This window comes from Streptomyces sp. NPDC047315 (assembly GCF_040643215.1).
Classification (GTDB): domain Bacteria; phylum Actinomycetota; class Actinomycetes; order Streptomycetales; family Streptomycetaceae; genus Streptomyces.
The window spans coordinates 205489-222537 of sequence record NZ_JBEYTZ010000001.1 but is presented as its reverse complement, the minus strand read 5'-3'; the positions used below and the strand labels follow the sequence as shown (position 1 = coordinate 222537).

The window sequence follows — 17049 nt, the reverse complement described above, 5'->3', positions numbered from 1 at the left end:
GGGGCGTTTGTCAGGCGCCGCCGCTGCCCACGTACCGCAGCAGGTCGCCGTGGAGCAGGCCGTTCGACGCCGCGGCGTTGCCGCCGTGCGGGCCGGGGCGGCCGTCGAGGTCGGTGAACGTGCCGCCGGCCTCCTGCACGACGATCACGTTCGCCGCCATGTCCCACAGCGACAACTCCGGCTCCGCGCAGATGTCCACCGAGCCCTCGGCGACCATCATGTACGGCCAGAAGTCGCCGTACCCGCGGGTCCGCCAGCAGGTGCGGGTCAGGTCGAGGAAGCCGTCCAGCCGCCCCCGCTCCTCCCAGCCGGCGAGCGAGGAGTACGCGAACGAGGCGTCCTCGATCCGGCCCACCCGGGACACCCGGATCCGGGACGCCGAGGTCAGGGAGCGGCCCGTGTACGCGCCGGCGCCCCGCGCGGCCCACCAGCGCCGCCCCAGCGCGGGCGCGGAGACCACCCCGACGACCGGCTCGTACCCGTCGTCGCCCTGCACCATGAGGGAGATCAGCGTCGCCCACACGGGCACGCCGCGGACGTAGTTCTTCGTGCCGTCGATCGGGTCGACGACCCAGCGGCGCGGGCCGGTGCCCTCGGTGCCGTACTCCTCGCCGACGACGGCGTCCCTCGGCCGGGCCCGCTGGAGGTGGCCGCGGATCAGCTCCTCGGCCGCGCGGTCGGCCTCGCTCACCGGGGTCATGTCCGGCTTGGTCTCGACCTTGAGGTCGATCGCTTTGAAGCGGTCCATGGTGGCGGCGTCGGCCGCGTCCGCGAGCACGTGGGCGAGGCGCAGGTCATCGTGGTAATCGGCCATGATCCTCACTCTATCGACCCCTTGCGGCCCCGCGCCGGCGCTCGTCGCGGGGGTCGCGCGGAGGCCGCCCGGGGTCGCTCCCGCAGGCCCCCCTCCGCCCCCGCCGCGGCCCTTGACACCCACCGACGGCCCGTCAACTCTGGGCGCAGTGCCCTGCGGTCTGGAGGTGCCGGTGCCCACAGCGCGAGAGTCCCTGCTGAGTGCCGCACTGCTGGCGCTCGACGAACGGCCCTGGTCGGCGGTGCGGATGGTGGACGTCGCGGCAGCCGCGGGGGTGTCCCGGCAGACGCTGTACAACGAGTTCGGCGGCAAGGACGGCCTGGCGCGTGCGCTGGTGCGGCGGGAGGCCGACGCGTACTTCCACGGGGTGGACCGCCTGCTGCACGACCGGCCCGGATGCGGCCTCCCGGGCACCGCCGCCCTCGACGGAGCCAACGGCGGCGGTGTGGTCGACCGGCTGGTCGCCGTCGCGGAGTGGACGGTCGCCCAGGCGCGTTCCAGACCCCTGCTGCACGCGCTGCTCACGGGCTGCTGGGGCGAACGGCTGCCGGTCCCCAGACCCGTCGGCCCCGGTGCGCCGCCGGGCGGGGCTCCCGCGCAGCGCCGTGCCGACGCGGGCCCGCCCGACCCCGCGGACCTGGCCGCGGCGATACGGGACCGGTCGCTGGCGGTGCTGTCCAAGGTGCGGGGCGGGGGCTGGGACGCCGGCGGGAGCGGTCGTACGCCGGAGGAGGTCGCGGTGCTCGCGTACCGCTGCGAGGTCGCGGTCCGGCTGGCGCTGTCGTACGTGATGGCCCCGGACGGCGACGGCGTCGGCTCGATCGTGCGCACCGCGGTGGGGCGCCCCTTCTGAGCGCGGGGCGCCCAGGGTCAGTGCGTGGAACCGGAGAGTTGGAGGCCGATGACGCCCACGATCACCAGCGTGATGGAGACGATCTTCAGGGTGGAGACCAGGTCGCCGAGGAAGATCATGCCGTAGATCGCCGTGCCGGCCGCGCCGATGCCGGTCCACACCGCGTACGCCGGACCCACGTCCAGCCGCTTCAGCGCCAGCGTCAACAGGCCGAAGCTGCCGAGGGCGAAGGCGGCGAAGGCGACGGTGGGCCACAGTCGGGTGAATCCGTGGGAGAGCTTCAGACAGACCGCGAAGCCGGTTTCGAGAATCCCGGCGACCACCACCAGCAGCCACGCCATGGACAGTGCCTCCCCAACAGTCTGTGACTGCTTCGTCGGACTTTGATGCGATTATGCACTTACCAACATCAGTAGCCCGCAAACCTGTCCGAAGCGCTGCACTGTGCGTCGCAACCGCCCCACGCGCCCCGGCGAACCGGGTGTGACCAGCGGTGTCAGTCGCCTTCGCGGCGCTCGCGGGTGGCGAGAAGTCGCCGCAGCGAGACGAGGCGCGCCGGGTCGGCGTGGCCTTCGGCCACCCAGGCGTCGAGCGCGCAGTCGGGCTCGTCGTGACTGCATGCGCGCGGACAGTTCTCCGTGCCCGGCTCCAGGTCGGGGAAGGCGTGGATGACGCGCGCCGGGTCGACGTGGTGCAGGCCGAAGGACCGCACGCCCGGGGTGTCGATCACCCAGCCGCCGTCGTCGCCGGTGAGCGGCAGCGCCAGCGCCGACGTGGTGGTGTGCCGGCCGCGCCCGGTGACGGCGTTGACGTGGCCCGTACTGCGCCGGCGGTCCTTCGGCACCAGCGCGTTGACCAGCGTCGTCTTGCCGACCCCGGAGTGGCCGACGAAGGCGGTGGTGCGGCCCGTCAGGTGCTGGAGCACCCGGTCCGCCGCGACCCCGTCCTCGAACTCCTCGCGGGTGGTGACGACGTACGGGACGCCGAGCGCGCCGTACATCGCCAGCAGGTCGTCCGGGGGCGCCAGGTCCGACTTCGTCAGCACCAGCAGCGGGTCCAGCCCGCCGTCGAACGCGGCGACCAGGCAGCGGTCGATCAGCCGCGGCCGGGGCTCGGGGTCGGCGAGCGCGGTGACGACGGCGAGCTGGTCGGCGTTGGCGACGACCACCCGCTCGTACGGGTCGTCGTCGTCCGCGGTGCGGCGCAGCACGGAGGTGCGGGGCTCGATGCGGACGATCCGCGCCAGGGTGTCCTTGGCGCCGGACAGGTCCCCGACGAGGGCGACCCGGTCCCCGACCACGGCCGCCTTGCGGCCCAGCTCGCGGGCCTTCATGGCGACCACGATCCGGTCGTCGACGAGGCAGGTGAGCCGGCCGCGGTCGACCGTGAGGACCATCCCCTCGGAGGCGTCCTCGTGCTTGGGCCGGATGTTCGTCCGCGGTCGGTTGCCCTTGCGGTTGGGACGGACGCGGACGTCGTCCTCGTCGGGGTTCTTGCCGTAGCGCCGCATGACCTCAGATCCCGTTCAGCTTTCCGCCCCCGCCGTCCCGGGCACGCCGAGCATGGCCGACCACATCGCCGGGAAGTCGGGCAGGGTCTTCGCGGTCGTCGACACGTTCTCGATCTCCACGCCCTCGACGGCGAGCCCGATGATCGAGCCGGCGGTCGCCATGCGGTGGTCGTCGTAGGTGTGGAAGACGCCGCCGTGCAGGGGGCGCGGGCGGATGTGGAGGCCGTCCTCGGTCTCCGTCACGTCGCCGCCGAGACCGTTGATCTCCTTGGTCAGCGCGGCCAGCCGGTCCGTCTCGTGCAGCCGCAGGTGCGCCACGCCGCGCAGCGTGGAGGGCGAGTCGGCGAGGGCGGCGACCGCCGCGATGCCGGGGGTGAGCTCGCCGACCTCGCTCAGGTCCACGTCGATGCCGTGCACCCGGCCGCTGCCGGTGAAGGTCAGGCCCAGGTCGGTGAGCTCGCAGGCGCCACCCATCTCGGTGAAGATCCGGCGCAGCGCGTCACCGGGCTGGGTGGTGCGCTCGGGCCAGTCGGGGACGGTGACCCGGCCGCCGGTGATCAGGGCCGCGGCCAGGAACGGCTGGGCGTTCGACAGGTCGGGCTCGATGGTCAGGTCGCGGCCGAGCAGCGCGGAGGGGGAGACCCGCCAGACGTTGGGCTCGCCGCCGGTCTCCGGCTCGTCGACCTGCGCGCCGACCGCGCGCAGCATGTCGACCGTCATGCGGATGTGCGGCATCGAGGGCAGCCGGGCGCCCACGTGCCGGACCTCGACGCCCTGGTTGAAGCGAGGGGCGGAGAGCAGCAGGGCGGAGACGAACTGGGACGACGAGGACGCGTCGATCTCCACGGAGCCGCCGTCGAGGGCGCCGCCGCCGTGCACGGTGAGCGGGAGCGCGCCGCGGCCGTCGTCGTCGATCCGGGCGCCCAGGGTGCGCAGCGCGTCGATCACGCCGTGCAGCGGACGTTCATACGATCGGGGGTCGCCGTCGAAGCGGACGGGGCCGTCCGCGAGGGTGGCGACGGGCGGCAGGAAGCGCATCACGGTGCCGGCGTTGCCGACGTCGACCGTGGCGGGGCCGTGCAGCCCGGCGGGGATGACGCGCCAGCTCTCGCCCTCGCCGTCGGGGCCGACGCCCTCTTCGATGCCGACGCCGAGCGCCCGCAAGCCCTCGGCCATCAGAAGGCTGTCGCGGGAGCGCAGCGGGCGGCGCAGCCACCCGGGCTCGGCGGCCAGCGAGGCCAGCACCAGGGCCCGGTTGGTGACCGACTTGGAGCCGGGCACGGTCACGGTCGCGTCGACGGCGCCGCTCGCGTACGGAGCGGGCCAGAGGGCGGGGGCGGGGTGCACGGAGGCTTCGGTCATGGCCAATACTTTAGTGGCTCGCCCCGGGCCTCGATCTTGATCAAATGCGGGGAAACAGGGGTGTAACCGGCATGTGATAACGAAGTGCCTGAACGCTCGTCACGATGCGTGATCGTCCCGCGGCGGCCGGTTCCGTACGTCAGTTCCGACGCCAGTTCCGTGCGTCGGTTCCGTACGTCGGGGCGGCGGCGTCGATCAGAGTTCGAGCAGCCAGCGTCCGCCGCCGATCAGCGAGCAGAGCGACACCGCGTGGAAGAGCAGCAGCCACAGCGCGGCCGGGACGTTGGTGAGCCGGGAGAGCTGGTCCGCGTCCGAGTCCGGAGCCTCGCCGTAGCGCCGCTTGGCCTGGAGTTCGAAGGCCGGGCGCACCCCGCCGAGCAGCAGGAACCACACGGCCGCGTACGCGAACCCGGCCTGCACCTCCGGGCCGGCCAGCCAGGAGACCAGGACGAAGAGCGCACCGGTGAGGATCACGGTAAGAGCCCCGTACGCGTTCCGGATCATCACCAGCATCCCGAGCAGCAGGGCGGTGGCCAGCCATAGCAGCAGGGTGATGTGGCCGGCGGTGAGCAGCCAGGCTCCGCCCAGGCCCAGCAGGGGCGGTGCGGTGTACCCGGCCGCGGCGGTGAGGACCATGCCGAGCCCGGTGGGCCGGCCGCGGCTGACGGTCAGGCCACTGGTGTCGGAGTGCAGCCGGATGCCCTCCAGGGTGCGGCCGGTGAGCAGGGCCACGAGTCCGTGGCCGCCCTCGTGGGCGATGGTGACGGCGTTCCGCGACAGCCGCCATATGGGGTTCGGTACGACGGCGATCAGCGCGAGCGTCCCGGCGACCACCACCACCCATTGCTCGGGCGCCGGCTGGGTGCCGACCAGTCGGTCCCAGAGGTCGCCGAAGGAGGTGCTGCCGAGCTCGGAAGTGGCCGTGGGCGTTGCGCTGGATGCGGCGCTGGACGCGGCGGAAAAAGCGGAATGAGTCCTATCCATTTGTGGGGCGGCTCCTTGCTCGGCGGGCGGGAGTGGCAGTGTGGCACTTATGTGTGGACGTTATGCGGCGAGCCGACAGCCCGAGGACCTGGTCAAAATCTTCGACGTCCAGAAGTGGGAGCCGGAGGAGACCCTGGCCCCGGACTACAACGTGGCCCCCACCAAGCAGGTCTACGCGATACTCGAACGCCCCATCAAAGACGCGGACGACCCCCGTCCGGTTCGTCAGCTGCGGGCGCTGAAGTGGGGGCTGGTCCCCTCCTGGGCCAAGTCGCCGGAGGGCGCGGCCCGGATGATCAACGCGCGCGCGGAGACGGTCCACGAGAAGCCGTCCTTCCGGCGCCCCTTCGCCGCCCGCCGCTGCATCCTCCCCGCCGACGGCTACTTCGAGTGGGTCACCGCCGCGGACGAGCGGAAGCTGGAGGAGCAGGGCCGGAAGAAGCGGCCCCGCAAGCAGCCGTACTTCGTCACCCCCGCCGACGGGTCCGTCTTCGCGATGGCCGGCCTGTACGAGTTCTGGCGCGACCGGACCCTGCCCGACGACCACCCGCAGGCGTGGTGGGCGACCTGCACCATCATCACGACGGAGGCCGAGCAGGGCCCCCTGGGCGTCGCACCGGCCGACGGGCCGGGCTCGCTCGCCGAGATCCACCCGCGGATGCCGCTGATGCTCACCCCCGACCGCTGGGACTCCTGGCTCGACCCGTCCCGTACGGACGTCGAGGACCTCACGTCGCTGCTGGCCCCGCCGCCGGAGGGGCTGATGCGGGCGTATCCGGTGACCACCGCCGTCAGCAACGTCCGCAACAACGGCCCCGAGCTGCTGACCGAACTGGCCGCGCCGGAAGAGGGCACGCTCTTCTGAACCCTGCTCCGATCCGTACGGCGGCCCCGGCTGTTTCGACGGTCCCGGCTGTTCCATAGGGCGGCCCCGGCTGTTCCGTACGACGGTCCGAGCCTCCGTACCGCGGTCCCGGCCGTTCGGCAGGATGGCGGCGTGACCACGAACGAGAACGCAACCGCCGCCGCGGACCCGGAGACCGAAGACGTCGCCACCCCGGCCGGCACCGCCCGCATCACCTGGCACCACGCCGAAGCCCCGCGCCTGGTGCTCGCCGTCGGCCACGGCGCCGGCGGCGGCATCGCCGCCCGCGACCTCCAGGCGCTCGCCCGCGCCCTGCCCGCCGACGGGATCACCGTCGCCCTGGTCGAACAGCCCTGGCGAGTGGCCGGCAAGAAGGTCGCCCCCGCGCCCAAGACCCTCGACGAGGGCTGGCGCGGCCTGTGGCCCGCCCTGGCCGCCGCCGGAACACCCGTCGTCGCGGGCGGACGCAGCGCCGGCGCCCGCGTCGCCTGCCGCACCGCCGCCGAACTCGGCGCCCGCGCGGTGCTCGCCCTCAGCTTCCCGCTGCACCCGCCGGGCCGCCCCGAGAAGTCCCGGGCCGACGAACTGCTGGCCACCGGGGTGCCCACGCTCGTCGTCCAGGGCGCGCACGACCCCTTCGGCACCCCCGACGAATTCCCGGCCTTCCCCGCCGCCCCCGCCGGCGGCCACGTCCTCGTCGCCGTCCCCGACGCGGACCACTCCTTCAAGGTCCCCAAGCGCTCCGGGCGCACCGAAGCCGAGACCGTGACCGCCATCACCGACGCCGTGCGCGAGTGGCTGCGGAAACTGCCGTGACCCGGGGGCAGTCGGGGGACGGGGAATGCGCCGGCCGCCGGCTCTGTTGAGGCGAGTACCAAGCACGACGACGCAACACGACGCAAGCAGCCAGCCGGCCACCAAGCAGAGCATGGAGTAGGAGTCCTTCGCATGGGTTCGACCATCTGCCCCCGCCGCCCGCACGCCGCTGACCTGGAGTGGACCGTGCTCTCGGCGGCTGCCGCCGCCCCTGAGCGGGCGAAGGGCGGGGTCGATCACCGAGAGCCCGCCGCCGCAGGTCGACTATTCTCCGATTCGAGCGGGTCCGCACTCGGAGCCGCCACAGGGTTGGAGGAGGTGGGTCCGGTCACTGGGACCGACGCAGGGACCGACGGCGGCCAGGCGGAGCGGGCGCGCACGGAGAAGGGAGCGGGCACCGCGGCGGACGCGGCGCACGCCGACGGGCAGGCGGAGCAGCGGAGCGCGGAGACCCCCGCCGAGCGCAACGCCCGCTTCGAGAGGGACGCCCTCGCCTTCCTCGACCAGATGTACTCCGCGGCGCTGCGCATGACGCGCAACCCGGCCGACGCGGAGGACCTGGTGCAGGAGACGTACGCGAAGGCGTACGGGTCCTTCCACCAGTTCCGCGAGGGCACCAACCTCAAGGCGTGGCTCTACCGGATCCTCACCAACACCTTCATCAACTCCTACCGGAAGAAGCAGCGCGAGCCCCAGCGCAGCGCCGCCGAGGAGATCGAGGACTGGCAGCTGGCGCGCGCCGAGTCGCACATGTCGACCGGTCTGCGCTCCGCCGAGTCGCAGGCGCTCGACCACCTGCCCGACTCGGACGTGAAGGCCGCGCTCCAGGCCATCCCCGAGGAGTTCCGCATCGCGGTCTATCTCGCGGACGTCGAGGGCTTTGCCTACAAGGAGATCGCGGACATCATGGGTACACCCATCGGGACGGTGATGTCCCGCCTGCACCGGGGCCGGCGCCAACTGCGCGGCATGCTGGAGGACTACGCGCGTGAGCGCGGGCTCGTCCCGGCCGGTGCGGGGGAGTCGAACGAAGTGAAAGGTTCGGGCTCATGAGCTGCGGAGAGCCGCACGAGACGGACTGCTCGGAGGTCCTGGACCACCTCTACGAGCTCCTCGACGGCGAGATGCCCGACGGTGACTGCACCAAGTTTGAAGTGCACTTCGAGGAGTGCTCTCCCTGCCTGGAGATGTACGGGCTGGAGAAGGCCGTGAAGAAGCTGGTCAAGCGCTGCTGCGGCTCGGACGACGTCCCCGCCGACCTGCGCTCCAAGGTGCTCGGGCGGATCGATCTGATCCGCGCCGGCCACCCGGTGCCCGACGAGGACGTGACCGTCGCCGGCGCCGAGACCGCCAAGGAGTGAGGCGGTCGGCCCGTCGGCCGACCTCGCCGCCTCCGGATCTCCTGCTCCACCGGCGCGCCGCAATCAATGCGGCGCGCCTTTTCCGTGTCCGCATTCACCCGAATGCGGGAACTATCGGATAAGCCGTCACTCCCCTTTTCGGCGCTCGTTAGCGTGACGCTCGGGTGACGATGAGGGGGTGGCGCGGCGATGAGCTCCGTACCTAAAGGGGCGTACGCCTACGTCCTCTGCGCCGTCCTCGGCACCGTCGCGTGCGCCGCGCCCGCGGTCCTCGGCGACACCACGTCCTGGCTGACCGTAGGACTGCTCGCCGGCCTGTACGCGGCGTGCGAGCTGCCCAACCGCTGCCCCCTCACGGGCTACTCCGTCCCCGTCAGCCCGGGCTCGTTCTTCCCCGTGCTGCTCGCCGCCGCGTTCCTGCTGCCCGCCGAGGCCGCCGCCCTGGTCGCGGTGCCCGGCGCACTGCTCGGCCGCGTCGAGCGGCGCCCCGCCGGCGTGCGCCGCGTGTGGCGCGCCGCCCAACTCGCCCTCGCCACCTGGGCCGCGGCGCGCACGTACGACCTCCTCGGCGTGGACGACACCCCCGGCCCGCCCGACTTCCCCTACGCACTGCTGCCGGCGGCGGCCGGCGCGCTCGCGTTCTGCCTGGTCCTCGGCGCCCTGGAGGGCGGCATCCTCGCCACCGCCGAACGGCTGCCGCTGCGCCGCGCCTGGCACGGCCTGGTCCCCGGCTCCGCCGTGCCGCACCTGGTGCACGGGCTGGCCGGGCTGATGATGGCGGTGCTCTGGCGCAGCCCGTACGGACCGGTGTCCGCGCTCTTCGTCCTGCTGCCGATGTACATCTCCTGCTGGCTCTTCGCCCAGTACCACCGCGAGTCCACCGCACACCAGGCCACCATCCGGGCGCTGGTGCAGGCCGTCGACCTCAAGGACCGCTACACCCGCGGCCACAGCGAGCGGGTCGGCCGCGCCTCCGTGCTGATCGCCCGCGAGCTGCGGATGGACGAGGAGCGGCTGGAGGCGATCCGGTTCGCCGGCATCCTGCACGACGTCGGCAAGCTCGGCGTGCCCACCCGCATCCTGCGCAAGGAGGGGCCGCTGACGCCCGAGGAACGCCGGGTGATCGAACTCCACCCCGAGTACGGGCACGAGATCACCCGCGGCATCGGCTTCCTCGACGAGGCCCGCGCCGCCATCCTCCACCACCACGAACGCCTCGACGGCACCGGCTACCCGGCCGGTCTCGTGGGGCAGCAGATCCCCGAGTTCGCCCGGGTCGTCGCCGTCGCCGACGCCTTCGACGCGATGACCTCCACCCGCTCCTACAGCCGGGCACGGCCGGTGTCGGTCGCCCTCAAGGAGCTGGAGCAGTGCGCCGGCAGCCAGTTCGACCCGCGCATGGTGCAGGCGCTGGTGCGGGCGCTGTCCCGGCACGGCTGGTCGACCGGGGTGACCTCCGACGACGAGACGCCCCCGCCGCCCTCCGCACCCCTGCCGCCCGCGCCCCGCGCCGCCCCGACCCGCGCCCCCGCCCCCGCGCCGGCGCCGCTGCCGCGCGAGCCCGCCGAGCGGAGCGGCGACCAGCCGAGCGGGGGCACCCGGCGATGAGCGACGAGAGCGTCAGTACGGGCGGACGCCTGGGCGCGGTCCGCCTCGCCCGCGTCAGCGAGGTCAACGGCATCCACGTCGCCGCCGCGCTCCTGGCCTGCGCCGGCGTGGGCGCCACCGCCTGGGGCGGCCTGCACGAGCCCGCCATCGCCCTCGCCTTCGGCGTCCTGATCACCATCGGCGAGGTCGCCCGCCGCCCGTGCGCCCCCGGCGAACGGGAGCCCGCGCCGCTCGGCGCCGCCGGCGCCCTCGCGTACGCCCTGCTCGGCGACTGCGGCGGGCGCATGACCACCCACAGCGTCTTCCAGGTCGTCACCGTCGTCCTCGTCGCGACCCTGCTCGGCTCGCTCCCGCACGCCTCCCGCGGCGCCGGGCCCGTCCTCGACCACCTGGCAGGTCGCGTCCTGATCGCCGCCTTCACCGCGCTGTGCTTCCAGCCCGTCTACCACGGCGTGCCCCCCGTCAACTGGACCGAGGGCGCCCTGTACGCCCTCTTCCTGCTCGTCCTGCTGGTGCTCACCGCCCTCGCGGACTCCGTGCTCGCCGCCGCGATCCAGCGCTCGCGCACCGGCTATCCGTACGGCGCCCTGCTGCGCGAGGAGCTGCGCGCACTGCCCGGCATCGGCTCCGCGGTCGGCGCCACCGGCGCGGTGATGGCGCTCGCCGTCACCGTCGCCGGCCTGTGGGCCCTGCCCGTCTTCTGCCTCCCCCTGCTGCTCACCCAGCTCTCGCTGCGCCGGTACGCGGCCGTGAAGGCCACCTACCGGCAGACCATCGCCTCCCTCGCCCGCGCCACCGAGATCGCCGGCTACACCCCGCACGGCCACGCCCGCCGGGTCGCCGACCTGAGCACCGCGGTCGGGCGCGAGCTGGGGCTGAGCGGGCCCGACCTGACCGTGCTGGAGTACGCGGCCCTGATGCACGACATCGGCCAGCTCTCCCTCGTCGACCCGGTCCCCGAAGGGGCCACCGCCCTGCTGTCCGCCGCCGAACAGCGCCGGATCGCCCTGCTCGGCGGCGCGGTCGTGCGCCAGAGCGGGGTGCCCGCCGCGGTCGCCGTCGTGGTGGAGCGACAGGCCGACCCGTACCGCGAGCAGCCGCTCACGGCGCGAATCGTCCGCACCGTCAACGCATACGACGATCTGACCGGGGGAACGGGAAACCACAGCGGGACCGGTCAGGCGGCCAGGGCCCTGGAAGCCCTGGAACGACTGCGGCTGGCCACCGGCCACGACCACCAACCGGAGGTTGTGGAGTCCCTGGCCAGGGTGCTTGCGCGGGACGGGGCGAAAGGGCGGGGCCCGTCCGACAGGTCCTGCGGCCCCCGGCGGTCGGATCCGCGCCGCCCTGGGTAACCCATGGGTAAGGAGCCAGCTCTGAGCGCGGCATGGTTGGATGCGAATGAGGAGAGACGACCAGATGGCGCTCAGCTGCAGCGACCACGTCCGGGGGAACTGACCCGAGCGACCGGCAGGCGGGAATCGTGAGGATCTTCGGGAAGGTACGGCACCGGCCATCCGCCTCGTGGCGGCAGGCCACCGACCGCGCGTTCACGCTGATCGGCGACGGGCGGTACGAGGACGCCGGCGCGCTGCTGACGCGGGCCGCTGACCTGGAGCCCTGGCTCTCCGAGTCCTGGTTCAACCTCGCCCTGCTGCACAAGTTCCGGCACGACTGGGAGCAGGCGCGCGCCGCGGGGCTGCGCGCCGTGGCCCTCCTGGACAAGGAGACCGGCGCCCCCGACTGGTGGAACGTCGGCATCGCCGCCACCGCCCTCCAGGACTGGCCGCTGGCGCGCCGGGCCTGGCAGGCGTACGGCCTGAAGGTGCCCGGCCCCACCACCCGCTCCCGCTCCGCCGCCGGCTCGGCCACGGGCTTCGGGCCGGTCGGCGAGCCCGTCGTCATGGACCTGGGCAGCGCGGCGGTGCGGCTCTCGCCGGAGGGCGAGGCCGAAGTGGTGTGGGGCCGCCGGCTCGACCCCGCCCGGATAGAGGTGCTGTCCATTCCGCTGCCGTCGTCCGGCCGCCGCTGGGGCGAGGTCGTCCTGCACGACGGCGTGCCGAACGGCGAGCGCACCACGACCGCCGGCCCCTCCTACCCCGTCTTCGACGAGATCGAGCTGTGGGCGCCCTCGCCCGTCCCCACCTGGGTCGTCCTGCTGGAGGCCGCGACCGAGGACGACCGGGACGCCCTGGAGCGGCTGGCCTCGGACGCCGGCTTCGCCGCCGAGGACTGGTCCTCGTCCGTACGGCTGCTGTGCCGGGCCTGCTCGGAGAGCCGGATGCCCAGCGCGGAGGGCGAGGGCGAACACCTCGACCCGCACGACCACAGCGAACCGGGCCACCCCGGGCCCCTCGGCCACCGCACCGCGGGCGATCTGTGGCACCCCGAACGGGAGTGCGGCATCGCGGCCCCGGCCGGGCTGGTGCGGGGGCTGCTGGACGGCTGGGTCGCCGACAGCCCGGACTCCCGGGCCTGGCGGGACCTCGAAGAGGTCTGCTGAGCGACGCCGGGCTCCCCAACCGTGCACACACGGCCGGCGGCGCTTCCGTACCCTGTACGGACGAGGCCGACCTAGCGGGCCGGCCACCGAGGAAGATCACCGGGGTATCGAGGAACCATGGCGTCGCAGCAGGACACGGAGCAGTCGGTCGTCGACGACTTCATCATCGACACGGAGGACTGCGAGGAGCGCGAGCGGGCCCACCGCGAGCGCGGCACCTCCCGTCCCATCACGGTCGTCGGCAACCCCGTCCTCCACCGGGAGTGCCGGGACGTCACCGAGTTCGGCGACGAGCTCGCGGCGCTCGTCGACGACATGTTCGCCAGCCAGCGCGCCGCGGAGGGCGTCGGCCTCGCGGCGAACCAGATCGGCGTGGACCTGAAGGTCTTCGTGTACGACTGCCCCGACGACGAGGGCGTGCGGCACGTCGGCGTCGTCTGCAACCCGGTCCTGGAGGAGCTGCCGGCGGAGCGCAGGGTGCTGGACGAGTCCAACGAGGGCTGTCTGTCGGTCCCGACGGCGTACGCGGCGCTGGCGCGCCCGGACTACGCGGTCGTCAGCGGCCGGGACCTCCAGGGCAACCCGATCCGCGTGCAGGGCACGGGGTACTTCGCCCGCTGCCTCCAGCACGAGACGGACCACCTGTACGGGCGGCTGTACATCGACCGGCTGTCGAAGCGGGACCGCAAGGACGCGCTGAAGCAGATGGCGGAGGGGACGCCGCGGTACGAGACCGTCCCGAACGACTAGGACGCCGCCACGCATCTGAGCACGTATGCGAACGCCCGACCGGGACTGCCCGGTCGGGCGTTCGCACGTGCGTCTGCGTACGGGATCAGAACTCGTCGTCGAAGGAGACCGAGCCCTCCACCGCGACCTGGTACGCCGAGGGGCGGCGCTCGAAGAAGTTCGTCAGCTCCTGGACGCCCTGCAGCTCCATGAAGGAGAACGGGTTCTCCGAGCCGTACACCGGGGCGAAGCCCAGCCGGACCAACCGCTGGTCGGCCACGCACTGGAGGTACTCGCGCATGGACTCGGTGTTCATGCCCGGCAGCCCGTCGCCGCACAGGTCGCGGCCGAACTGCAGCTCCGCGTCCACCGCCTCCTTCAGCATGTCGGTGACCTGCTGCCGGAGTTCGTCGTCGAAGAGCTCCGGCTCCTCCTTGCGGACGGTGTCGACGACCTCGAACGCGAAGTTCATGTGCATGGTCTCGTCGCGGAACACCCAGTTGGTGCCCGTCGCCAGGCCGTGCAGCAGGCCGCGGGAGCGGAACCAGTACACGTACGCGAAGGCGCCATAGAAGAACAGGCCCTCGATGCAGGCCGCGAAGCAGATCAGGTTCAGCAGGAAGCGACGGCGGTCGGCCTTCGTCTCCAGCCGGTCGATCTTCTCGACCTGGTCGATCCACTTGAAGCAGAACTGCGCCTTCTCGCGGATCGAGGGGATGTTCTCGACCGCCGCGAAGGCCGCCGCACGGTCCTCCGGGTCGGGCAGGTAGGTGTCCAGCAGCGTCAGATAGAACTGGACGTGCACGGCCTCCTCGAAGAGCTGACGGCTCAGGTACAGCCGCGCCTCGGGGGAGTTGATGTGCTTGTACAGCGTGAGCACCAGGTTGTTGGCGACGATCGAGTCACCGGTGGCGAAGAACGCGACCAGCCGCCCGATGAGGTGCTGCTCCTTCGGCGTGAGCTTCGCGAGGTCCGCGACGTCCGAGTGGAGGTCGACCTCCTCCACGGTCCAGGTGTTCTTGATCGCGTCCCGGTAGCGCTCGTAGAAGTCGGGGTAGCGCATGGGCCGCAGGGTCAGTTCGAAGCCCGGGTCGAGCAGGTTCTGGGTGCGCTTGGCAGCGGACGTGTCGGACATTACTGGCAGGCCTCGCAGGACTCGGGGTTTTCGAGGGAGCAGGCGACCGCCTCTTCGGCGGTGGTCTGCGCGGGAACGGGTGCGGCGGCGGCCGTGCTGCCGCTCGCGGCGCGGGCGATCCGGGTCGCCGGGCGGGAGCGCAGGTAGTACGTCGTCTTCAGGCCCTGCTTCCAGGCGTACGCGTACATCGAACTGAGCTTGCCGATGGTCGGCGTCTCCAGGAACAGGTTCAGCGACTGCGACTGGTCCAGGAACGGGGTGCGGGCCGCCGCCATGTCGATCAGACCGCGCTGCGGGATCTCCCACGCCGTGCGGTACAGCTCGCGGACCTCGGCCGGCACCCAGGAGAAGCCCTGGACCGAGCCGTTGGCGTCGCGCAGCGCCTCCCGGGTCTGGGCGTCCCACACGCCCAGCTTCTTCAAGTCGGCCACCAGGTACGAGTTCACCTGGAGGAACTCGCCCGACAGGGTCTCGCGCTTGAAGAGGTTCGACACCTGCGGCTCGATGCACTCGTACACGCCGGCGATGGACGCGATCGTCGCCGTCGGGGCGATCGCGAGCAGCAGCGAGTTGCGCATCCCGGAGCGGGCGACGCGCTCGCGCAGCGCGGCCCAGCGGTCGGGCCAGTTGAGCTCGGTGCCGTAGTGGTCGGGGTGCAGCACGCCGCGGGCGGCGCGGGTCTTCTCCCAGGCGGGGAAGGTGCCGTGGCGCTCGGCCAACTCGGCGGACGCCTCGTACGCGGCGAGCATGATCCGCTCGGCGATCCGGGTCGACAGGGCGCGCGCCTCGGGGGAGTCGAAGGGCAGCCGGAGCTGGAAGAAGACGTCCTGGAGGCCCATTGCGCCCAGGCCCACCGGGCGCCACTTGGCATTGGAGCGGCCGGCCTGCTCGGTCGGGTAGAAGTTGATGTCGACGACCCGGTCGAGGAAGGTGACCGCGGTGCGCACGGTGGCGTCCAGCCGCTCCCAGTCGACGTCGCCGTCGGCGACGAACGCACCGAGGTTGACCGAGCCCAGGTTGCAGACCGCGGTCTCGCCGTCGTCGGTGACTTCGAGGATCTCGGTGCACAGGTTCGACGAGTGGACCGTGTGGCCCTTCTCGGCGGTCTGGTTGGCGGTGCGGTTGGCGGCGTCCTTGAACGTCATCCAGCCGTTGCCGGTCTGCGCGAGGGTGCGCATCATCCGGCCGTACAGCTCGCGGGCCGGCATGGTCTTGCGGGCCAGGCCCTTCGCCTCGGCGGCCCGGTAGGCGGCGTCGAACTCCTCGCCCCACAGGTCCACCAGCTCGGGAGTGTCGGCGGGGGAGAACAGCGACCACTCGGCGTCCCGGTCGACCCGGCGCATGAACTCGTCCGGGATCCAGTGCGCGAGGTTGAGGTTGTGGGTGCGCCGGGCGTCCTCGCCGGTGTTGTCGCGCAGCTCCAGGAACTCCTCGATGTCCGCGTGCCAGGTCTCCAGGTACACCGCGGCGGCGCCCTTGCGGCGACCGCCCTGGTTCACCGCGGCGACCGAGGCGTCCAGGGTCTTCAGGAACGGCACGATGCCGTTGGAGTGGCCGTTGGTGCCGCGGATGAGGGAGCCGCGGGCGCGGATGCGGGAGTAGGACAGCCCGATGCCGCCGGCGTGCTTGGAGAGCCGGGCGACCTGGTGGTACCGGTCGTAGATGGAGTCCAACTCGTCCAGCGGGGAGTCCAGCAGGTAGCAGGAGGACATCTGCGGGTGGCGGGTGCCGGAGTTGAAGAGCGTGGGCGACGAGGGCAGGTAGTCGAGCCGGCTCATCAGCCCGTACAGCGAGACGACCTCGTCCAGCGCGCGTACGCCGTCGTCCTCGGCCAGACCGCAGGCCACCCGGAGCATGAAGTGCTGCGGGGTCTCGATCACCTGACGGGTGATGGGGTGGCGCAGCAGGTAGCGGCTGTAGAGGGTGCGCAGCCCGAAGTAGCCGAAGCGGTCGTCGGCGACGGGGTCGATCGCGGCGTCCAGGCGCTCCGCGTGCAGTGCGACGAACGCGGCGGTGCGGTCGGCGATCAGGCCCTCGTCGTGGCCGACCTTGACGGAGTCGGAGAACGAGACGGAGCCCTGGCCGGCGGCCTCGGCGACGATGGTGCGGGCGAGCAGCCGGGCGGCGAGGCGCGAGTAGGCGGGGTCCTCGGAGATGAGGCCCGCGGCGGCGTCGGTGGCGAGCCCGTGGAGTTCGGCCGCGTCCGATCCGGCGTGCCGGCCGCGCAGCGCGGCGGCGGCGACCCTGCCGGGGTCGGTGTCCGGCAGATCGGCCGTGAGGTCGGTCAGGGTCCGCAGGAGCGCGGTCCCCGGGCCGTCCTCGGACACCGCGGCGGCTGGTCCGGGGGGCGTGGACCCGGTGGGCCGGGTCGCCGGGATCGGCTGCCCGGGAAGCTGCTCGGCGGTGCCTGAAGCCGGATCGGCTGGCGCGATGGTCACGTGGTGCTCTCCCTCGCTCGGCTCACGGGCGGCGCGGGAGAGGGCGGGCGTGCCGGAGCGTGCGGCCGGAG

General features: G+C 72.8%; 16 protein-coding genes. 9 read left to right on the top strand and 7 right to left on the bottom strand.

The annotated features are described in order from the left end of the window. Nucleotides 1-10 precede the first annotated feature (10 nt). Entirely contained in the window at nt 11-814 is an 804-nt protein-coding gene (gene hisN, locus ABZ842_RS01000) for a histidinol-phosphatase (RefSeq protein WP_361529448.1), read from the bottom strand. A gap of 172 nt (nt 815-986) precedes the next feature. Here hisN and ABZ842_RS00995 point away from each other — a divergent pair, with 172 nt between their 5' ends. Continuing rightward, on the top strand, nt 987-1667 hold the full coding sequence (locus ABZ842_RS00995; RefSeq protein ID WP_361529445.1) for a helix-turn-helix domain-containing protein: 681 nt from the start codon (nt 987-989) through the stop codon (nt 1665-1667). 17 nt (nt 1668-1684) lie between these two features. Here ABZ842_RS00995 and ABZ842_RS00990 read toward each other — a convergent pair whose 3' ends face one another. From ABZ842_RS00990 to ABZ842_RS00975, 4 genes are all read right to left on the bottom strand, one after another. After that, complete coding sequence (locus ABZ842_RS00990; RefSeq protein ID WP_361529442.1) at nt 1685-2008, bottom strand: multidrug efflux SMR transporter; 324 nt, start codon at nt 2006-2008, stop codon at nt 1685-1687. 155 nt (nt 2009-2163) lie between these two features. Next, the gene (gene rsgA, locus ABZ842_RS00985) at nt 2164-3177 is read right to left on the bottom strand and encodes a ribosome small subunit-dependent GTPase A (RefSeq protein WP_361529439.1); all 1014 of its coding nucleotides are present in this window, start codon (nt 3175-3177) and stop codon (nt 2164-2166) included. Nucleotides 3178-3192: 15 nt separating this feature from the next. After that, nucleotides 3193-4539: a 3-phosphoshikimate 1-carboxyvinyltransferase gene (gene aroA / locus ABZ842_RS00980; RefSeq protein WP_361529436.1), complete on the bottom strand. Its 1347-nt coding sequence runs from the start codon at nt 4537-4539 to the stop codon at nt 3193-3195. Between the two features lie 195 nt (nt 4540-4734). After that, entirely contained in the window at nt 4735-5523 is a 789-nt protein-coding gene (locus tag ABZ842_RS00975; RefSeq protein WP_361529433.1) for a M50 family metallopeptidase, read from the bottom strand. Between the two features lie 49 nt (nt 5524-5572). Here ABZ842_RS00975 and ABZ842_RS00970 point away from each other — a divergent pair, with 49 nt between their 5' ends. From ABZ842_RS00970 to def, 8 genes are all read left to right on the top strand, one after another. Further along, nucleotides 5573-6388: an SOS response-associated peptidase gene (locus ABZ842_RS00970; RefSeq protein WP_361529430.1), complete on the top strand. Its 816-nt coding sequence runs from the start codon at nt 5573-5575 to the stop codon at nt 6386-6388. 132 nt (nt 6389-6520) lie between these two features. Then, a complete protein-coding gene (locus ABZ842_RS00965) occupies nt 6521-7204 on the top strand; it encodes an alpha/beta family hydrolase (protein ID WP_361529427.1) in 684 nt (227 codons plus the stop codon). Between the two features lie 318 nt (nt 7205-7522). Continuing rightward, entirely contained in the window at nt 7523-8257 is a 735-nt protein-coding gene (locus ABZ842_RS00960; protein WP_361529972.1) for a sigma-70 family RNA polymerase sigma factor, read from the top strand. Next, nucleotides 8254-8565: a mycothiol system anti-sigma-R factor gene (gene rsrA, locus ABZ842_RS00955; protein WP_361529424.1), complete on the top strand. Its 312-nt coding sequence runs from the start codon at nt 8254-8256 to the stop codon at nt 8563-8565. Before ABZ842_RS00960 ends, rsrA begins: the two co-directional genes overlap by 4 nt. A 189-nt stretch (nt 8566-8754) precedes the next feature. Continuing rightward, nucleotides 8755-10173, top strand: coding sequence for an HD-GYP domain-containing protein (locus ABZ842_RS00950; RefSeq protein WP_361529421.1), 1419 nt, complete (start codon nt 8755-8757; stop codon nt 10171-10173). Continuing rightward, nucleotides 10170-11528 carry an HD domain-containing protein gene (locus tag ABZ842_RS00945; protein ID WP_361529418.1) on the top strand — a complete coding sequence of 453 codons (1359 nt, stop codon included), beginning with the start codon at nt 10170-10172 and terminating at the stop codon, nt 11526-11528. The genes ABZ842_RS00950 and ABZ842_RS00945 overlap by 4 nt, the downstream gene beginning before the upstream one ends. A 128-nt stretch (nt 11529-11656) precedes the next feature. Continuing rightward, nucleotides 11657-12676, top strand: coding sequence for a hypothetical protein (locus ABZ842_RS00940; RefSeq protein ID WP_361529415.1), 1020 nt, complete (start codon nt 11657-11659; stop codon nt 12674-12676). A 117-nt stretch (nt 12677-12793) separates the two neighbouring features. After that, the gene (gene def / locus ABZ842_RS00935) at nt 12794-13426 is read left to right on the top strand and encodes a peptide deformylase (RefSeq protein WP_361529412.1); all 633 of its coding nucleotides are present in this window, start codon (nt 12794-12796) and stop codon (nt 13424-13426) included. A gap of 85 nt (nt 13427-13511) precedes the next feature. Here def and ABZ842_RS00930 read toward each other — a convergent pair whose 3' ends face one another. Both ABZ842_RS00930 and ABZ842_RS00925 read right to left on the bottom strand, forming a co-directional pair. Further along, the gene (locus tag ABZ842_RS00930; protein ID WP_361529409.1) at nt 13512-14540 is read right to left on the bottom strand and encodes a ribonucleotide-diphosphate reductase subunit beta; all 1029 of its coding nucleotides are present in this window, start codon (nt 14538-14540) and stop codon (nt 13512-13514) included. Continuing rightward, nucleotides 14540-16918 (bottom strand): ribonucleoside-diphosphate reductase subunit alpha, encoded by a 2379-nt coding sequence (locus ABZ842_RS00925; RefSeq protein WP_361529969.1) that lies wholly within the window; start codon nt 16916-16918, stop codon nt 14540-14542. Before ABZ842_RS00925 ends, ABZ842_RS00930 begins: the two co-directional genes overlap by 1 nt. Between the last annotated feature and the right edge of the window lie 131 nt (nt 16919-17049).